The sequence below is a fragment of the Terribacillus saccharophilus genome (genome assembly GCF_002272075.1).
Taxonomy (GTDB): domain Bacteria; phylum Bacillota; class Bacilli; order Bacillales; family Amphibacillaceae; genus Terribacillus; species Terribacillus saccharophilus_A.
This window is the reverse complement of sequence record NZ_NPBJ01000005.1, coordinates 99838-114511: the sequence shown is the minus strand read 5'-3', so window position 1 is coordinate 114511 and position 14674 is coordinate 99838. Positions and strand designations below refer to the sequence as shown.

The following is a 14674-nucleotide window of genomic DNA, read 5'->3' as shown; positions in this document are numbered from 1 at the left end:
GGAAGCCAGCCAGGTCAGCAAACGCAAGGAATGCAGCCAGGTCAGCCGAACCAGCAAAGGGACGTACCTTTTAACCCTCAAAATCAAGCAGCGCCTTATTCCTACCCGCCTACGACGATGCGCTCTTGTTGCGGTCCAGACATTCCTTTCCCAGCGGCACCAGAATTTACGCAAGCACTGCCGGAATATAGAGATCCTTACGGCGTGCAACAGCCGCTTGCCGATTTCTATGAGCCTTCACCTGCACAAGATCTGCCGGGAGATGAACAAGAAAATAAGTGAAACAAAAAAAGCCCCTTTTTCCGTTGAAGGGGCTTTCATTTATAATATACCATGCTCTTCGAAAATGCGGTGCATATCCTGGCGATACTTATCTTCCATAGCAAGTACTTCTGCTTTGGACAAACCGGCGTGCTGAATGTGATCTCTAAGTATCAAGGTTGCTCTTTCTTCTGAGAAAACGTTCGCCATGTTTGCTTCGCTTTTCGCTTCCACGTAGTGGAGGTACTTTTGCTGCGTAGTGTTTCTCACTATTATCCCGCCTTTGTTTTCAACTTTCTAATCCTTTACCACATATAATCGAAAAGAAAACCAAAAAAGTGTCGGTCAAATCAATATTTTTTCAAAAAAAAACGGATAAAGAAGCGCTAACAGGAAAAAATGAAGGCAAAAGCAACGGAATAGGGGTGGAAGATCATGAGGCGTTTCTTAGGCTTTTGTTTGCTTTTCCTTTTAGTAGTTCCAAGTATAACAGCGGAAGCTGCGGATCCAGTAGAAGTGAAGGTCGTACTGCAACGTCAATATATTGATGGCAAGCAGACAGAAGTAACCCATCAAGAGAAAATCTATGCAATGGAAGATTTCTGGTCAACCTATCATGATTGGCAGCTTGTTTCCCAGAAAGAAGGTTTGGTTGTATTCAAACAGGAAGTAATGGATATTTCACCCTCGTTAAAGAAGAATGGCTATTTCGGTATTTACAAAGGGAAGCTGACCATATTCGAAGGTCGTCCAATAGATCAGCAGGCAATCCAATCGTTCTATCAGATAAATAAAGGCAAGTTGGAAAGTCATCAAGCGGAAGAGCTCGAAGAAGGGATCAAGATCCAATCAAGAGAAGTTTATGAAGATGTCCTTGAAGCGCTCCGCTCCAAAAACGATGTAGCACCGCTGCCAAGCTAAAAAGGATCGTTCCTCAGGAGAGGGAGGTCCTTTTCCTGTTTTTCACCTTTTACCTTATACGAACATACGCTTGTGTGGTAAAATAGATAGAAGGAAGTTATTGATTCAGGTAGGAGAGAAACAGCATGATAGCGTATGTTAAAGGCAAGATTACTGGAATTACAGAAGAAGCAGTGCTTGTAGAGGCACATGGTGTAGGTTATGAAATCATTTGCCCGAATCCTTTCCAATTCCAAATGGAAGAAGGCAAGGAGGCGCTTGTCCATACATATCATTATGTTAGGGAAGATGCCCAGACTTTGTTCGGGTTTAAAAATACAGAGGACAAGTTTTTGTTCCAAAAACTGCTAGGGGTTTCAGGTATCGGGCCGAAAAACGCCTTGCAGATCCTAGCAGGTGTCAACGTCGAGGAATTTGTCGCAGCAATCGAGCGGGAAGATGATAAGTTCCTGACAAGCTTCCAGGGTGTTGGGAAGAAGACGGCTCGTCAAATGGTGCTCGATTTGAAAGGTAAGCTCGTTTATATGGTATCGCTTACTGCAATCGAAGCATCTGCAGGAACAGAAAGCAACACTTCTAAGAAACGTCTTGCATTAGCAGATGCAGAAGATGCAATGCGGGCTCTAGGATATCAGGAGCGGGAAATCAAAGCTGTCTTGCCTCAGCTGAAAAAAGAAGACAGTGACAGTGCTGATCACCTAATCAAGAAAGGCTTGGCTTTATTAAGTCAAAAGAAATAAAGGAGTGCGAAGATGGAAGATCGCATGATTACGAACGAATTGAAACAGGAAGACGAAGTGATCGAGCTCAGTCTGCGCCCGTCCACCTTAAAGCAGTACATCGGCCAGCATAAAGCAAAGGAAAATCTGGCTATCTTCATAGAGGCAGCAAAGATGCGTGATGAGCCGCTTGACCATGTTTTGCTTTACGGACCACCAGGACTAGGAAAAACAACAATGGCATCGATCATTGCCAATGAAATGGGTGTATCATTCCGGGCAACGAGCGGACCCGCAATTGAAAAAGCAGGGGATTTGGCAGCGATTTTAAGCTCTCTGGAAGCAGGCGATGTGTTGTTCATCGATGAAATTCATCGATTGCCAAGAGCTGTTGAAGAGATACTATATCCAGCTATGGAAGATTTCTTTCTGGACATTGTCATTGGAACCGGCCCTAGCGCACGCAGCGTCCGTCTTGATTTGCCGCCATTCACATTGGTTGGCGCAACAACGAGAGCTGGATTGCTATCTGCGCCTCTAAGAGACCGTTTTGGTGTGCTGAGTCGCCTTGAATTTTATAATACAGAAGATTTGGCCAGCATCGTCGAGCGGACAGCAGTCATTTTCGATGTCGAGATTGAACCTTCTGCTGCAAACGAGGTAGCATTACGTTCGAGGGGAACACCCCGTATTGCCAATAGGCTCCTTAAACGGGTACGCGATATATCCCAGGTCAGAGGGGAAGACTACATTACGCAGGAGACAACTCATGCGGCACTTAATCAGCTGCAAGTAGATGAAAAAGGCCTTGATCATATCGATCATAAGCTGCTGACTACTATCATGGACCAATTCCGAGGAGGTCCGGTCGGACTTGATACAATCAGTGCGACAATCGGAGAAGAATCCCAGACGATTGAGGATGTATATGAACCGTATTTGCTGCAGATTGGTTTCATACAACGAACACCTCGCGGTCGGGTTGTGACACATCTTGCCTATGCCCATTTCAACCGGGAGGTGCCAGGGGCTTGACCGGCATTGGAAAAATCTTTATTCTTATAGGCGTTGTGTGTATTATAATCGGCATTATTATGTCGTTTATTGGCAGACTGCCAGGAGATATCGTTTTTAAGAAAGGGAACACGACAGTCTACTTTCCGATCGTAACATCGATTGTAGTAAGTATTGTACTGTCGCTCATCTTGTTCCTCTTCAACAAATTTCGCTGATACAGACTAGGAGTTAACAGGTATGGATATACAGGACTACGATTTTCATTTACCAGAAGAACTAATTGCCCAGACGCCGCTTAAGGATCGGACTGCGTCAAGGCTGCTTGTGTTAAATAAAGAAGAGAAGACAATGGAACACCGTCATTTCGCTGATATCGGTGACTATTTTAAGTCCGGTGATTGTCTTGTTCTGAATGATACACGTGTGCTTCCGGCACGGTTATATGGTATTAAGAAGGACACACAGGCAAAAGTAGAGATTCTCTTACTGAAGCAAGTGGAAGGTGACAGCTGGGAAGTATTAGTTAAACCGGCCAAGAAAGTCAAAGTCGGTACAGTGCTTAGCTTTGGTGACGGAAAACTAACTGCTGTATGTAAGGAATTGCTTGAGCATGGCGGTCGGATTGTAGAGTTTCGTTATGACGGCATTTTCTATGAAGTGCTCGAGCAGCTAGGTGAAATGCCTTTGCCACCTTATATTAAGGAGCAGCTGCCTGATCAAGAGCGTTATCAGACTGTTTATGCCAAGGAACAAGGATCGGCTGCAGCACCTACAGCAGGACTGCACTTTACGAAGGAGCTGCTTGCTAGTCTCCAGGAAAAAGGTGTGGAAATCGCATTCATCACACTTCATGTTGGATTGGGAACATTCCGCCCTGTTAGTGTGGATTCAATAGAGGAACATGAAATGCATGCTGAATTCTATCAAATGTCACAGGAAACAGCAGATCAGCTGACTCGGATACGTGAAAACGGCGGACGGATCATCTCAGTTGGAACGACATCCACACGTACGTTGGAAACAATCACACGTGACCATGAGGGGAAATTTGTGGCTGCAAGCGGTTGGACGGATATTTTCATATATCCAGGCTTTACCTATCGAGCTATAGACGGCTTGATCACTAATTTCCATTTACCGAAATCCACATTGATTATGCTAGTCAGTGCATTTGCAGGACGGGACTTCATCCTGGATGCGTACCGGACAGCTGTAGAAGAGCGCTATCGTTTCTTCAGTTTCGGCGATGCAATGCTGCTGGTATAGATTGATAATAGAAAGGGAACTACTATAATATGGCAATTCGTTATGAATTCATTAAACAAGATAAGCAGACAGGCGCTAGGCTCGGTATCGTACATACACCTCACGGGAGCTTTGAGACGCCGACATTCATGCCGGTAGGAACACTGGCAACGGTAAAGACGATGAGTCCGGAGGAATTAACCGAACTTAACGCGAATATTATTCTATCAAACACCTATCACCTTTGGCTCCGTCCAGGACATGAAATTATCCGCGAAGCAGGCGGCTTGCATAAATTCATGAACTGGGATGGTGCTATTCTGACAGATTCAGGCGGCTTCCAGGTTTTCAGTCTGAGTGATCTTCGTGATATTCAGGAAGAAGGCGTGCATTTCCGTAATCATATAAGTGGGGAAAAGTTATTCCTTTCACCTGAAAAAGCGATGGATATCCAGAACGCGCTTGGCAGTGACATTATGATGGCATTTGATGAATGTCCGCCTTATCCAGCAACATATGATTATATGAAGGCATCGGTAGAGCGGACAAGCCGTTGGGCGGAGCGCTGCTTAACAGCTCATGCTCGTCCGGATGTACAAGGGCTATTCGGAATTGTACAAGGCGGCGAGTTTGAAGACCTTCGTAAACAGAGTGCGCAGGATCTTGTTAGTATGGACTTCCCTGGCTACGCTGTCGGCGGTCTGTCTGTAGGCGAACCGAAGGATGTCATGAACCGAGTGCTGGAATTCACCACTCCATGGCTTCCACAGGATAAACCACGTTACTTGATGGGTGTTGGCTCACCAGATTCCTTAATTGACGGTGCAATCCGAGGGATTGATATGTTTGATTGTGTGCTTCCGACTCGAATTGCGCGTAATGGAACATGTATGACATCCAAGGGCCGTCTTGTTGTCCGTAATGCACAATACGCCCGTGACTTCGGTCCGATTGATGAGAACTGTGATTGTAAGGTGTGCAAAAATTATTCACGCGCTTACATTCGTCACCTTATCAAATGTAATGAAACTTTCGGATTTAGGCTTACTACTTACCATAACTTGCATTTTCTGATAGAATTGATGAGGAAAGTCAGAGAAGCGATCAAAGAGGATCGACTTGGCGATTTTCGAGATGAATTCTTCGAAAGTTATGGATTCAACAAGCCGAACGCGAAGAATTTCTAGAAAGGGGGAGCAGTGAATGAATATTCAAAGTTTAATACTGATCGTATTAATGTTTGTTATCTTCTACTTCCTGTTGATTCGTCCGCAGCAGAAGCGTCAGAAACAGGTTAGACAAATGCAGTCTAACTTGAAAAAAGGAGACAGCATCGTTACCATCGGTGGTTTACATGGGAAGGTGCATGCTATAGACGAGGCATCTGTAGTCCTGACTACGGATGACGGCAGTAAATTGACGTTCGATCGTAACGCGATTCGTGACGTTAAACCTTTAGAAGCGTAAAGATAAAAGACAGGAGATTTCTCTCCTGTCTTTTTTATGTGCTGCTTTTAATGTTGACACCGATCATGCCGCCGACTAGCGCAGCTGCTAGAAAACCGCCATGCGTCAATAGCTGTGTTCCCGAAAATCCTACTTGATAACCTAGATATTGATAGAGAAGAATGAAAAGGGAAAATCCGATTGCGGTCATACCGCCGAGCATCCAACCTTTATCTTCGCCTTTCACCCCAGCAATGAAACCACCGATGAATAAACTGAGGACTCCAGCTCCGAGGGTTGTCCAGTCCAGCATACCTTTCCCCATCTCCGAGAAGCGAAGCAATAATGCCAGTGTGAAGCTGATGAATAACAGCAGTGCAAAGACAGTAATCCAGCCATACAATATCGCTTGTACATTCTTTTTCACAAAGATCCCTCCAGCAAGTCTATATGGCTACTGTATGCTCGTCCATCCAAATTAAGAACGAATAGAACGATTACTCTTACACAAAATAAACAAAAAGGAGGCGGGCATTTTGCTGGATACACTGGAATGGTCGATTATAGGAAGAACGATTCTTTCTTATATTGTCATCGTCATTATTTTCCGCCTTATGGGAAAACGTGAGATTGGTGAACTGAGTATCATCGATTTAGTTGTTTATTTGATGTTAGCTGAAATAGCTGTGTTTTCCATCGAAGACCCTAGCAGTCATTTGCTTCACTTTATCGTGCCGATGGTAATACTCCTGATAATACAGAGAGGTACAGCATTAATTTCCTTAAAGTTTCCTAAGATGCGTGATTTTATGGAAGGAAAACCATCAGTCATTATTTCACGCGGTAAGATAGATGAGCATGAAATGCGCAAGCAGCGTTACAGCTTTTCTGATCTTCAGCAGCAGCTGAGAGAAAAGGGTACGAAAAGTGTACAGGATGTCGATTTTGCGATCTTAGAGACATCCGGTGAATTGTCTGTATTTGAAAAGCAGGATACAGAAGATGGCAGCAGCGGGTTTGTCCAGCCATTGATTATCGACGGCGAGATTCAGCAAGAGGCGTTAGATAATATCGATAAATCTGATTCTTGGCTTCGCGGTGAGATGAAGCGTCATGGCCATCCTAATATTGCGCGTATCTCGTATTGCACACTCGACCAAGACCATAATTGGTATATTGACCGAAAAGATGAACGTTAACAGTGATTAACGTTTCTTTCTGGACAGAAACTGCTCCACTTCCGCTCTCGTTATAAACCCGAAACTGAGCATGAACAATAGATAGAGGACAGTTAGAATTAAAAGTAATAATAGAAAAGCTGGAAGGTTATATAGCGAACTGGCGAATATACCCTTCAACAGATGGGCAGAAAATACTGTTAACCCCAGCAAACCAAGCATTTGACCGAGTTCCTTCCACGATAGTCTGAAACCAGCAACGCGTGCTAGTGAGATCAAATGCAATAAAGTGATTAAAACTACTGTGACAATCATACTGATGGCAACTCCGATAATTCCAAACTTCGCATTGGAAGCTAGTGAAACGAGCAAAATTATTTTTACGCCTGCACCGATGATCGTATTCCACATCGCAGATTTGGCTGCGTCGAGCGCTTGCAGTGCAGTGCTGAGCGGCATTTGAATATACATCATAAGATAGAAAGGTGCCATGAGCAGTATGAATCGCTCCGCGCTCTCGCTTCCGTACATATAATGAAGAATCGGACCTGCAAATACTGTTAGAATTACCGTTGCTATTGCACCTGAGGCAAAACTTAGCCGGATTGCCTGGTGAATTCGATAATGAACGAACTGGTGTCTATTCTGTTCATTTGCCTCGCTGATAGAGGGCAGTAAAGCCGTTGCGAGAGAATTCGTAATGAAAGTCGGCAGGAACAAAAGAGGCAGTGCATAGCCTGTAAGTTCACCGTATTGCCTTGTTGCCATTGCCGTTCCGACCCCGGCTAGGGCAAGACTTTGAGCAGTAAGTATTGGCTCCAGGAAATGGGTGCCGCTAGCAACCAGCCTGCTGCCAGTGGCGGGTAAGGCAATCGAGAACAGACGATCTAATGTTTGTTTGCCCCCCTTTAAGGCTGTAACGAATTGAGATCGTATTTTTACGGTCTTTTTTCGTTTAAATTGATAGAACATATAAAGCAAAGAAATAAATTCTCCGATTAAAACCGAAATCATCGCCCCTAAAGCAGCGAATTCCACTCCGTAAGGCAGAAAGAATTTTACGAGGAAGACTGTACAGCTAATCCGGACGATCTGTTCGATCACTTGGGAAAAGCTCTGCGGCTTCATATTCTGTTTCCCTTGGAAATACCCCCGAAGTACTGCTGCAACTGCCAAAATCGGTATGACTGGTCCGATTGCCAGCAATGGATAGATGACACGCGCATCTTTCAGGAGCTTGTCCGCAAGAAACGGAGCTGCCAGATAAAGAACTCCGACAAAAACAATGCTGATGCTCAGTGTTACCGTTAGAGAAACAACAACGATTTTTTTGATTTGGTCGTTGTCTCCACGCACATCTGCTTCTGCTACCCGTTTGGAAATAGCGGTGGGCAGACCGAACTGGGTGATGGCAGTCGCCAGGAATAATGTCGGCATGGCCATCATGTATAGACCAATCCCTTCTTCCCCCATGACACGTGCAACGACAATTCGGTTCACGAATCCTAGGAAGCGGGTGATCAAGCTGGCAGCAATCAGAATGAGTGCCCCTTTTAGGAAAGTCTGCTTCGTCACATCGACAACCTGCCTTCTCAAATATTAGTTTTTCGGCTACAATTATATGTATGCATGAGATATGGCCAAGCATGACTAGCCTGAACAGAACAAGGCAAGTTGTTTTAGGAGGTAAAAACGTGTACGAAACAAAGACAGTAAATGAATGGAAGTCGGAAGTGATGCCTGCAGTGATCAGCAAGAAGGAAGAATTTCACCTGCTTGGATATAATAAAGCTTCTGCTGCAGATATTTGGAGCTGTATGGAGAAAAAGGTATGGAAAAAAGAGAAAGACAAACAAAAACGATTATATGAAGTAGTAGCTGATATTATGTCGCTGAATGTATCGGTTTATATGGGCTACTTGACAATGTCAGTGTATGAGGAAGATGAGGATCTGATGGCTTCCATCGCCGCCATCAATGGTCAATCCTGATCAGGGTAATGTTGACAGTGCTTGCTCATGTTTTCTATACTATGTGAGTATTTGACGGACGAGCACAGCATGTACATACATGTGATTTTATTGCAGACAAAGTCTGCAGCATATTAGGTTTCCGTTTGAACGGAAAATGGGAGGCAGTTGCATCATGGTGAAAAGAGGCAGAATAGTTGCCTTCTTCTTGATCGTCCTATTGCTTTTGGGAGCGATGGGAACGACAGTTAAAGGAATCGCAAATGATTTAAATTTAGGACTCGATCTGCAGGGCGGATTCGAAGTACTTTATGAAGTAAGCCCGCTCGAGGAAGGGGACAAGGTGGATACGGCAACGCTGAATGCTACTGCACAAGCATTGAATGAGCGCGTCGATTCCCTTGGTGTTAGTGAGACAAGCATAGACATTGAGCAGCCGAACCGAATCCGCGTCCAGCTTGCTGGAGTGAAAGATCAGGATCAAGCTCGTGAGATGCTATCGACGACTGCCAATCTATCATTCCGTGACACAGCAGATAAAGAGTATTTGAACGGTACAGATATCGAGGCAGGCAGTGCGAAGCAGGCATTCGATCCGCAAACAAATCAGCCACTCGTTACAGTGGAGATGAAAGATGCTTCCAAATTCGGTGAAGTGACGAGTGAACTCTCCCAGCGAGCATACCCAGAAAACAGACTGGTTATCTGGCTGGATTATGAGGATGGAGAATCCTTTGAAGAGGAATCACAAAAGCCTGAGGATGAACAAAAGTTCATTTCTGCACCTGCTGTTTCTCAGACTATCAACAGTAAATCAGTTCAGATTGAAGGTAACTTCACAGTAGAAAGTGCACAAGAGCTTGCAGATCTCCTGAATGCTGGATCACTCCCAGTGAAAATGGATGAAGTGTATTCAAACTCAGTTGGAGCTCAATTCGGACAGGAAGCCCTGGATCAGACGATGCTTGCAGGGTATATTGCATTCGCGCTTATTCTGTTGTTCATGATTGTATATTATAGACTTCCAGGTTTCATTGCTGCCATAACATTAGCAGTTTTTGCTTATTTGAACATACTTGTATTCGATTTGCTTGGTGTTGTTCTGACACTTCCTGGCATTGCAGCACTAATTCTAGGTGTGGGGATGGCAGTTGACGCCAACATCATCACATATGAACGGATAAAAGATGAACTAAAAACAGGTAAGTCACTCAAAGCTGCTTATAAAGCTGGTAACAAAAACTCATTGGCAACTATTACCGATGCCAACGTGACTACGATGATTGCAGGGATTGTCCTGTTCATTTTCGGTACGAGCTCTATTAAAGGTTTCGCAACGACGCTAATCATCAGTATTCTATTGAGCTTCATCACAGCTGTATATGGATCACGTGCCTTGCTTAGTTTGATGGTGAAAAGCCGTGCGTTCGATAAGAAGCCAGGCTGGTTCGGTGTATCGAAGAAAAATATCCGCAAACTGAGTGACAAAGAAGAACGTGACGTCACTTTCTATGGTTTGAAGCTGAACCTAGTCAAGCACAGAAAAGCTTATTTCGCTTTCTCTATCGCGCTTACAATTGCCGGGATCATCTGCTTGAGTGTATTTAAGCTGAACCTTGGTATCGACTTTACAAGTGGATCTCGTGTTGAATTCGATTCCAACCAAGCTCTAACGACAGAACAAGTAGAGCAGAAGATAGAAGATTTCGGGTTCGAATCGAGAGAAACGCAGCTTTCAGCTGATGGCAAACATGCCTCCGTCCGACTTGAAAGCACGCTCACAAATAACCAAGAAAATGAGTTGAAGAGCAGTATTCAAGATGAATATGGAGATGCACCTAGTATCAGTACCGTATCGCCTATAATCGGAAAAGAACTAGCTAAAAATGCTTTGTATGCTGTTATTTTTGCTTCTATTGGTATCATACTGTACGCGACGATCCGATTTGAATTCAAATTTGCAGTCACAGCCATAGTGGCCTTGTTACATGACGCCTTCTTCATTCTGGCAGTATTCAGTATTACCAGACTGGAATTCGACATTACGATCATTGCCGCAATCCTGACGATAATCGGTTATTCGATCAATGATACGATAGTTACCTTTGACCGGATTAAAGAGAATATTCGAATCAAACGGAAAGTCAAAACGTTTGATGAGCTGGCCAAAATCGTGAATGACAGCTTGCTGCAAACACTTGTACGAAGTGTGAACACAGTACTAACAGTAATAGTAGCAGCGATTATTCTCTGGATCTTCGGTGCTTCATCGATTGCTAACTTCTCAATCGCGCTTGTGATTGGTTTGGCAGCAGGGACATATTCATCCCTATTCATTGCTTCTCAGCTGTGGCTCGTTTGGCGCGGCAGAAATATTGAAAAGAATCCAATCATCCATGAAGAGAAAAAGAAAGTAGAAGGACCGCAAGTCTGATTGGAGAACCCCCGTAATAATTACGGGGGTTATTTTTTTTAGAATGGGGAATGTATAGAGTAGCCGCATTAGAAAGGAGCCAGCAAATGAAGGCACAATGGTATATCATTCTAGCAGTCATCTTTGCAGTACTTATTGCAATATTCGCAGTTATTAACGTAGACAGCGTACAGGTGGACTATTTATTCGGAACAGGTTCCGCCCCGCTAATCCTGATCATTCTGTTCTCCGTTTTGATGGGCGTCTTGATTACAGCATCTGTAGGAGGGTTGCGTATGTTCAAGTTAAATAGGGAAGTACGCGCTTTACGTAAGGATAGCGATAAAAAAGCAGCTGAAATTACTGAACTACAAGAGAAACGTGCGGAACAGGGACATGAAGAACTGGAGAGGCCAACGACAAATATATCCGATCCGACTACGAATACGTACCCTACATCCGAACGGATAAGAGATGAATACAGACAATAACCGATTGCTCCCTTGACCAGGCTCTAGTATAATAGCTTGGTTAGGGGGTCTTTTTTTATGTTGGAAAGTAGAATGAGATGGAAGGATAATAGCAGCCGCCATTCAGCTCAAGAGCCGATGGGATTAGGTGTTTCTCCGCTTGTGGAGCAGTTGCTCATACAGCGTGGAATCACGTCAGAAGAGGCTGCAAAACGGTTCCTTCATCCGTCTCTTGAGGACCTACACAGCCCGGAACTTATTTCTGATATAGATGTTGCAGCGCAACGGATCCATGCTGCAGTGGAGCAGGGTGAAAAAATTCTGGTTTTCGGAGATTATGATGCAGATGGAGTTTCATCCACTGTTGTTTTATTAGAAGCATTACGGGAGCTTGGGGCGGACTGTGATTATTATATTCCGAATCGGTTTACGGAAGGATACGGACCAAATGAGGCAGCTTTCCGAGCTGCAAAGGACAACGGCTATCAATTGATTGTAACAGTAGATACCGGTATTGCTGCAAACCACGAAGCGGAAGTAGCGAAACAAATCGGAATCGATCTTATCATCACTGATCACCATGAAGTCCAGGAAGCAGTCCCGGGAGCTCTCGCAGTTGTACATCCGAAATGTTCGCCAAATTATCCTTTCCATGAGCTTGCTGGAGTAGGAGTCGCTTTCAAGCTGGCTCATTATTTACTTGGTTATTTCCCAAAACAGCTGCTTGATCTTGTTGTGATCGGAACGATTGCTGATTTGGTCCCGCTTGTTGATGAGAACAGGATACTTGCTGCAGAAGGATTAAAGGCAATTGCATCGTCGACAAGACCTGGAATTCGCGCGCTGAGAGATAGCTGTGGACTAGATGGAATCGTAACGGAAGAGGATATTGGCTTTAAGATCGGTCCGCGTATCAACGCTGTCGGACGATTGCAGGATGCCGACCTTGCTGTCGAGCTGCTGCTTGCAGCTTCGTATGAGGAAGCTGCGGAAATGGCAGAGGAAATACAATCACTCAATACAGAAAGACAGAATATCGTAGCTAAAATAGCTAAAGAAGCAGAAGCAATGGTTAGAGAACAGTCTGAGGAAGACAGCAGTCATGTCATCATTGTTGCAAAGGAAGGCTGGAACGAAGGGGTACTTGGAATTGTGGCCTCTAAATTGGTGCGTACCTTCGACCGTCCGGCAATTGTGCTGGCAATTCATCCAGAAAAAGGCACGGCTAAAGGTTCAGCCCGCAGCATTGATGCTTTTGATTTATTCCATCATTGTATGCAGGTTCGTGATCATTTCGTCTCTTTCGGCGGACATGCCCAAGCAGCTGGGATGACATTGGAATTGGAACAATTGGAAACCTTGAGAAAAACATTGAATCAAATGGCAGCAGAATCGCTTTCAGCCGAAGATTTCAAGCAAACTCTTGCTATCGACTTGTCGGTTACCGTTGGTGATGTATCAATCGATTTGATCCGAGACATGGCCCAGCTCTCGCCTTTTGGAATGCAAAATCCAAAACCGCTCGTTAAGCTGACGTCACAAATGCGGGAAGTGAAGCTCATCGGAGCAAATAAAAACCATCTTAAGTTTGTATTCGCAGAGGATAGCGTACAATTAGATGGTGTATGTTTCGGTCAGGGAGAGCTTTACCCATTCCTCACCCCGGCAGATAATTTGGAAGTTGTTGGAGAATTGTCTATCAATGAATGGAACGGCAGGCAAAAACCGCAGATTTTAATTGACGATGTAGCAATTCGTTCCTGGCAGCTATTCGATCATAGGGGAAGCAAACAGCTTCAAAAAGTCGTGCAAGTCAAAGAGGAAGAAGAAACAGCTGTCGTGCGGTTCAGACCTAATACAGATCTAAGCTGGCTGTCAGATGAAATTCGCGTTCTTGATTTTGAAACAGAAGGTCTTGCAAATGCGGCCGGTAATATTAAGGCAGTCATACTTGCCGATCTGCCCCGCCGTATGACGGATATCACGTATGTATTGCAGCATATACAGCCAGATTTAATATATGCGTGCTATGACGTCAAGGAGAACGCCTATCTGCAAGGTTTCCCGGATCGTGACCAATTTAAGCTATTCTATGCGATTGTGCTGAAGCAAAAGACGATTAATTATCGCCAGCTCGAAGATTATCTGAAAAACAGCCGTGGCTGGAGTCCGGAAAGGACCAAGTTTATTTCCGACGTGTTTTTTGAGCTGGAATTTGTTAAACTAGATAAGGATCAAATTTCAATCAACCAAAATCCTTCCAAACGTGATCTGGCTGACTCTGAAGTCTACCAGGGATTGAAGGAAGCGATAGAAGTCGAGAAGATCTTATATTATTCCGGCTATAAGGAATTGAGAGCGTGGCTGGAACGCGTACTTGAACGCGGGGAAGTTATCGAGGAGGAAGCAGTAAATGGATTATAAAAAATATATTACAGTCGTAGAGGACTGGCCGAAACCAGGTATCAGATTCAAGGATATCACTACATTGATGGATAATGGTCCGGCATATAAATCAGCGGTAAATGAAATCGTGGAATTCGCTAAAGATAAAAATGTGGACTTGATCGTCGGTCCTGAAGCCCGCGGCTTCATCGTTGGCTGCCCAGTATCTTATGCGCTGGATATCGGCTTTGCCCCTGTCCGTAAGGAAGGCAAGCTTCCTCGTGAAGTTATCAAAGTCGCTTATGGACTTGAATACGGCGAGAATGTTTTGACAATCCATAAAGATGCAATCAAACCAGGACAGCGTGTCCTTATTACGGATGACTTGCTGGCAACTGGTGGTACAATCGAAGCGACAATCAATCTTGTTGAACAGCTAGGTGGTATTGTTGTCGGATGTGCGTTCTTCGTTGAACTGTCATATCTTGACGGCAGAGACAAGCTGGACGGATATGACGTGCTTACTCTGACTAGCTACGAATAATATTGAACATAACTAGAGTGCCTCTTTGGGGCACTCTTTGTTTCATTTTAAGAAACAGATACTTGTCGAATAGATTGGATATTTGTTAAGCTTATAAAAATAACA

17 protein-coding genes are annotated in these 14674 nt (G+C 44.3%); 14 read left to right on the top strand and 3 right to left on the bottom strand.

Features of this window, described 5'->3' with window-relative positions; all coding sequences use genetic code 11:
• Positions 1-282 (top strand): hypothetical protein (locus tag CHH48_RS19425; RefSeq protein ID WP_217978588.1); only part of this gene is annotated, 282 nt, incomplete at its 5' end.
• Positions 283-321: 39 nt separating this feature from the next.
• Here the strand turns inward: CHH48_RS19425 and CHH48_RS04860 are convergent.
• Positions 322-531 (bottom strand): hypothetical protein, encoded by a 210-nt coding sequence (locus tag CHH48_RS04860; RefSeq protein ID WP_095218199.1) that lies wholly within the window; start codon positions 529-531, stop codon positions 322-324.
• Positions 532-696: 165 nt separating this feature from the next.
• On the opposite strand from CHH48_RS04860, the gene CHH48_RS04855 reads away from it, so the two are divergent.
• From CHH48_RS04855 to yajC, 7 genes are all read left to right on the top strand, one after another.
• Entirely contained in the window at positions 697-1182 is a 486-nt protein-coding gene (locus CHH48_RS04855) for a BofC C-terminal domain-containing protein (RefSeq protein WP_095218198.1), read from the top strand.
• 125 nt (positions 1183-1307) lie between these two features.
• Positions 1308-1922 (top strand): Holliday junction branch migration protein RuvA, encoded by a 615-nt coding sequence (gene ruvA / locus CHH48_RS04850; protein ID WP_038561628.1) that lies wholly within the window; start codon positions 1308-1310, stop codon positions 1920-1922.
• 12 nt (positions 1923-1934) lie between these two features.
• A complete protein-coding gene (gene ruvB / locus CHH48_RS04845; RefSeq protein WP_095218197.1) occupies positions 1935-2936 on the top strand; it encodes a Holliday junction branch migration DNA helicase RuvB in 1002 nt (333 codons plus the stop codon).
• Entirely contained in the window at positions 2933-3133 is a 201-nt protein-coding gene (locus tag CHH48_RS04840; protein ID WP_095218196.1) for a DUF2905 domain-containing protein, read from the top strand. The genes ruvB and CHH48_RS04840 overlap by 4 nt, the downstream gene beginning before the upstream one ends.
• Before the next feature lie 22 nt (positions 3134-3155).
• Positions 3156-4184, top strand: a complete 1029-nt coding sequence (gene queA / locus CHH48_RS04835; RefSeq protein ID WP_095218195.1) for a tRNA preQ1(34) S-adenosylmethionine ribosyltransferase-isomerase QueA — start codon at positions 3156-3158, stop codon at positions 4182-4184.
• Between the two features lie 29 nt (positions 4185-4213).
• Positions 4214-5350, top strand: a complete 1137-nt coding sequence (gene tgt, locus CHH48_RS04830) for a tRNA guanosine(34) transglycosylase Tgt (RefSeq protein WP_093879536.1) — start codon at positions 4214-4216, stop codon at positions 5348-5350.
• A 16-nt stretch (positions 5351-5366) separates the two neighbouring features.
• Positions 5367-5630 carry a preprotein translocase subunit YajC gene (gene yajC, locus CHH48_RS04825; RefSeq protein WP_095218194.1) on the top strand — a complete coding sequence of 88 codons (264 nt, stop codon included), beginning with the start codon at positions 5367-5369 and terminating at the stop codon, positions 5628-5630.
• A 34-nt stretch (positions 5631-5664) separates the two neighbouring features.
• Here the strand turns inward: yajC and CHH48_RS04820 are convergent, their stop codons facing one another.
• Positions 5665-6036, bottom strand: a complete 372-nt coding sequence (locus CHH48_RS04820) for a TIGR04086 family membrane protein (protein WP_095218193.1) — start codon at positions 6034-6036, stop codon at positions 5665-5667.
• Positions 6037-6148: 112 nt separating this feature from the next.
• Here CHH48_RS04820 and CHH48_RS04815 point away from each other — a divergent pair, with 112 nt between their 5' ends.
• On the top strand, positions 6149-6808 hold the full coding sequence (locus tag CHH48_RS04815) for a DUF421 domain-containing protein (RefSeq protein WP_245840315.1): 660 nt from the start codon (positions 6149-6151) through the stop codon (positions 6806-6808).
• A 6-nt stretch (positions 6809-6814) separates the two neighbouring features.
• Here CHH48_RS04815 and spoVB read toward each other — a convergent pair whose 3' ends face one another.
• Positions 6815-8362: a stage V sporulation protein B gene (gene spoVB, locus CHH48_RS04810; RefSeq protein WP_095218192.1), complete on the bottom strand. Its 1548-nt coding sequence runs from the start codon at positions 8360-8362 to the stop codon at positions 6815-6817.
• A 119-nt stretch (positions 8363-8481) separates the two neighbouring features.
• On the opposite strand from spoVB, the gene CHH48_RS04805 reads away from it, so the two are divergent.
• The 5 genes from CHH48_RS04805 (at position 8482) to CHH48_RS04785 (ending at position 14569) form a co-directional block, all read left to right on the top strand.
• Entirely contained in the window at positions 8482-8778 is a 297-nt protein-coding gene (locus tag CHH48_RS04805; RefSeq protein WP_245840314.1) for a post-transcriptional regulator, read from the top strand.
• A 154-nt stretch (positions 8779-8932) separates the two neighbouring features.
• A complete protein-coding gene (gene secDF / locus CHH48_RS04800) occupies positions 8933-11191 on the top strand; it encodes a protein translocase subunit SecDF (protein WP_095218190.1) in 2259 nt (752 codons plus the stop codon).
• Between the two features lie 86 nt (positions 11192-11277).
• On the top strand, positions 11278-11661 hold the full coding sequence (locus CHH48_RS04795; RefSeq protein WP_095218189.1) for a LapA family protein: 384 nt from the start codon (positions 11278-11280) through the stop codon (positions 11659-11661).
• 57 nt (positions 11662-11718) lie between these two features.
• Positions 11719-14064, top strand: a complete 2346-nt coding sequence (gene recJ, locus CHH48_RS04790; protein ID WP_095218188.1) for a single-stranded-DNA-specific exonuclease RecJ — start codon at positions 11719-11721, stop codon at positions 14062-14064.
• Positions 14054-14569: an adenine phosphoribosyltransferase gene (locus CHH48_RS04785; protein ID WP_095218187.1), complete on the top strand. Its 516-nt coding sequence runs from the start codon at positions 14054-14056 to the stop codon at positions 14567-14569. Before recJ ends, CHH48_RS04785 begins: the two co-directional genes overlap by 11 nt.
• The last annotated feature ends 105 nt before the right edge of the window (positions 14570-14674 follow it).

Bases quoted from the DNA above. Each gene is read 5' to 3' on its own strand.
- CHH48_RS04855 (WP_095218198.1), top strand. From the start codon at position 697: ATGAGGCGTTTCTTAGGCTTTTGTTTGCTTTTCCTTTTAGTAGTTCCA.
- ruvA (WP_038561628.1), top strand. From the start codon at position 1,308: ATGATAGCGTATGTTAAAGGCAAGATTACTGGAATTACAGAAGAAGCA.
- ruvB (WP_095218197.1), top strand. From the start codon at position 1,935: ATGGAAGATCGCATGATTACGAACGAATTGAAACAGGAAGACGAAGTG.
- queA (WP_095218195.1), top strand. From the start codon at position 3,156: ATGGATATACAGGACTACGATTTTCATTTACCAGAAGAACTAATTGCC.
- tgt (WP_093879536.1), top strand. From the start codon at position 4,214: ATGGCAATTCGTTATGAATTCATTAAACAAGATAAGCAGACAGGCGCT.
- yajC (WP_095218194.1), top strand. From the start codon at position 5,367: ATGAATATTCAAAGTTTAATACTGATCGTATTAATGTTTGTTATCTTC.
- secDF (WP_095218190.1), top strand. From the start codon at position 8,933: ATGGTGAAAAGAGGCAGAATAGTTGCCTTCTTCTTGATCGTCCTATTG.
- CHH48_RS04795 (WP_095218189.1), top strand. From the start codon at position 11,278: ATGAAGGCACAATGGTATATCATTCTAGCAGTCATCTTTGCAGTACTT.
- recJ (WP_095218188.1), top strand. From the start codon at position 11,719: ATGTTGGAAAGTAGAATGAGATGGAAGGATAATAGCAGCCGCCATTCA.
- CHH48_RS04785 (WP_095218187.1), top strand. From the start codon at position 14,054: ATGGATTATAAAAAATATATTACAGTCGTAGAGGACTGGCCGAAACCA.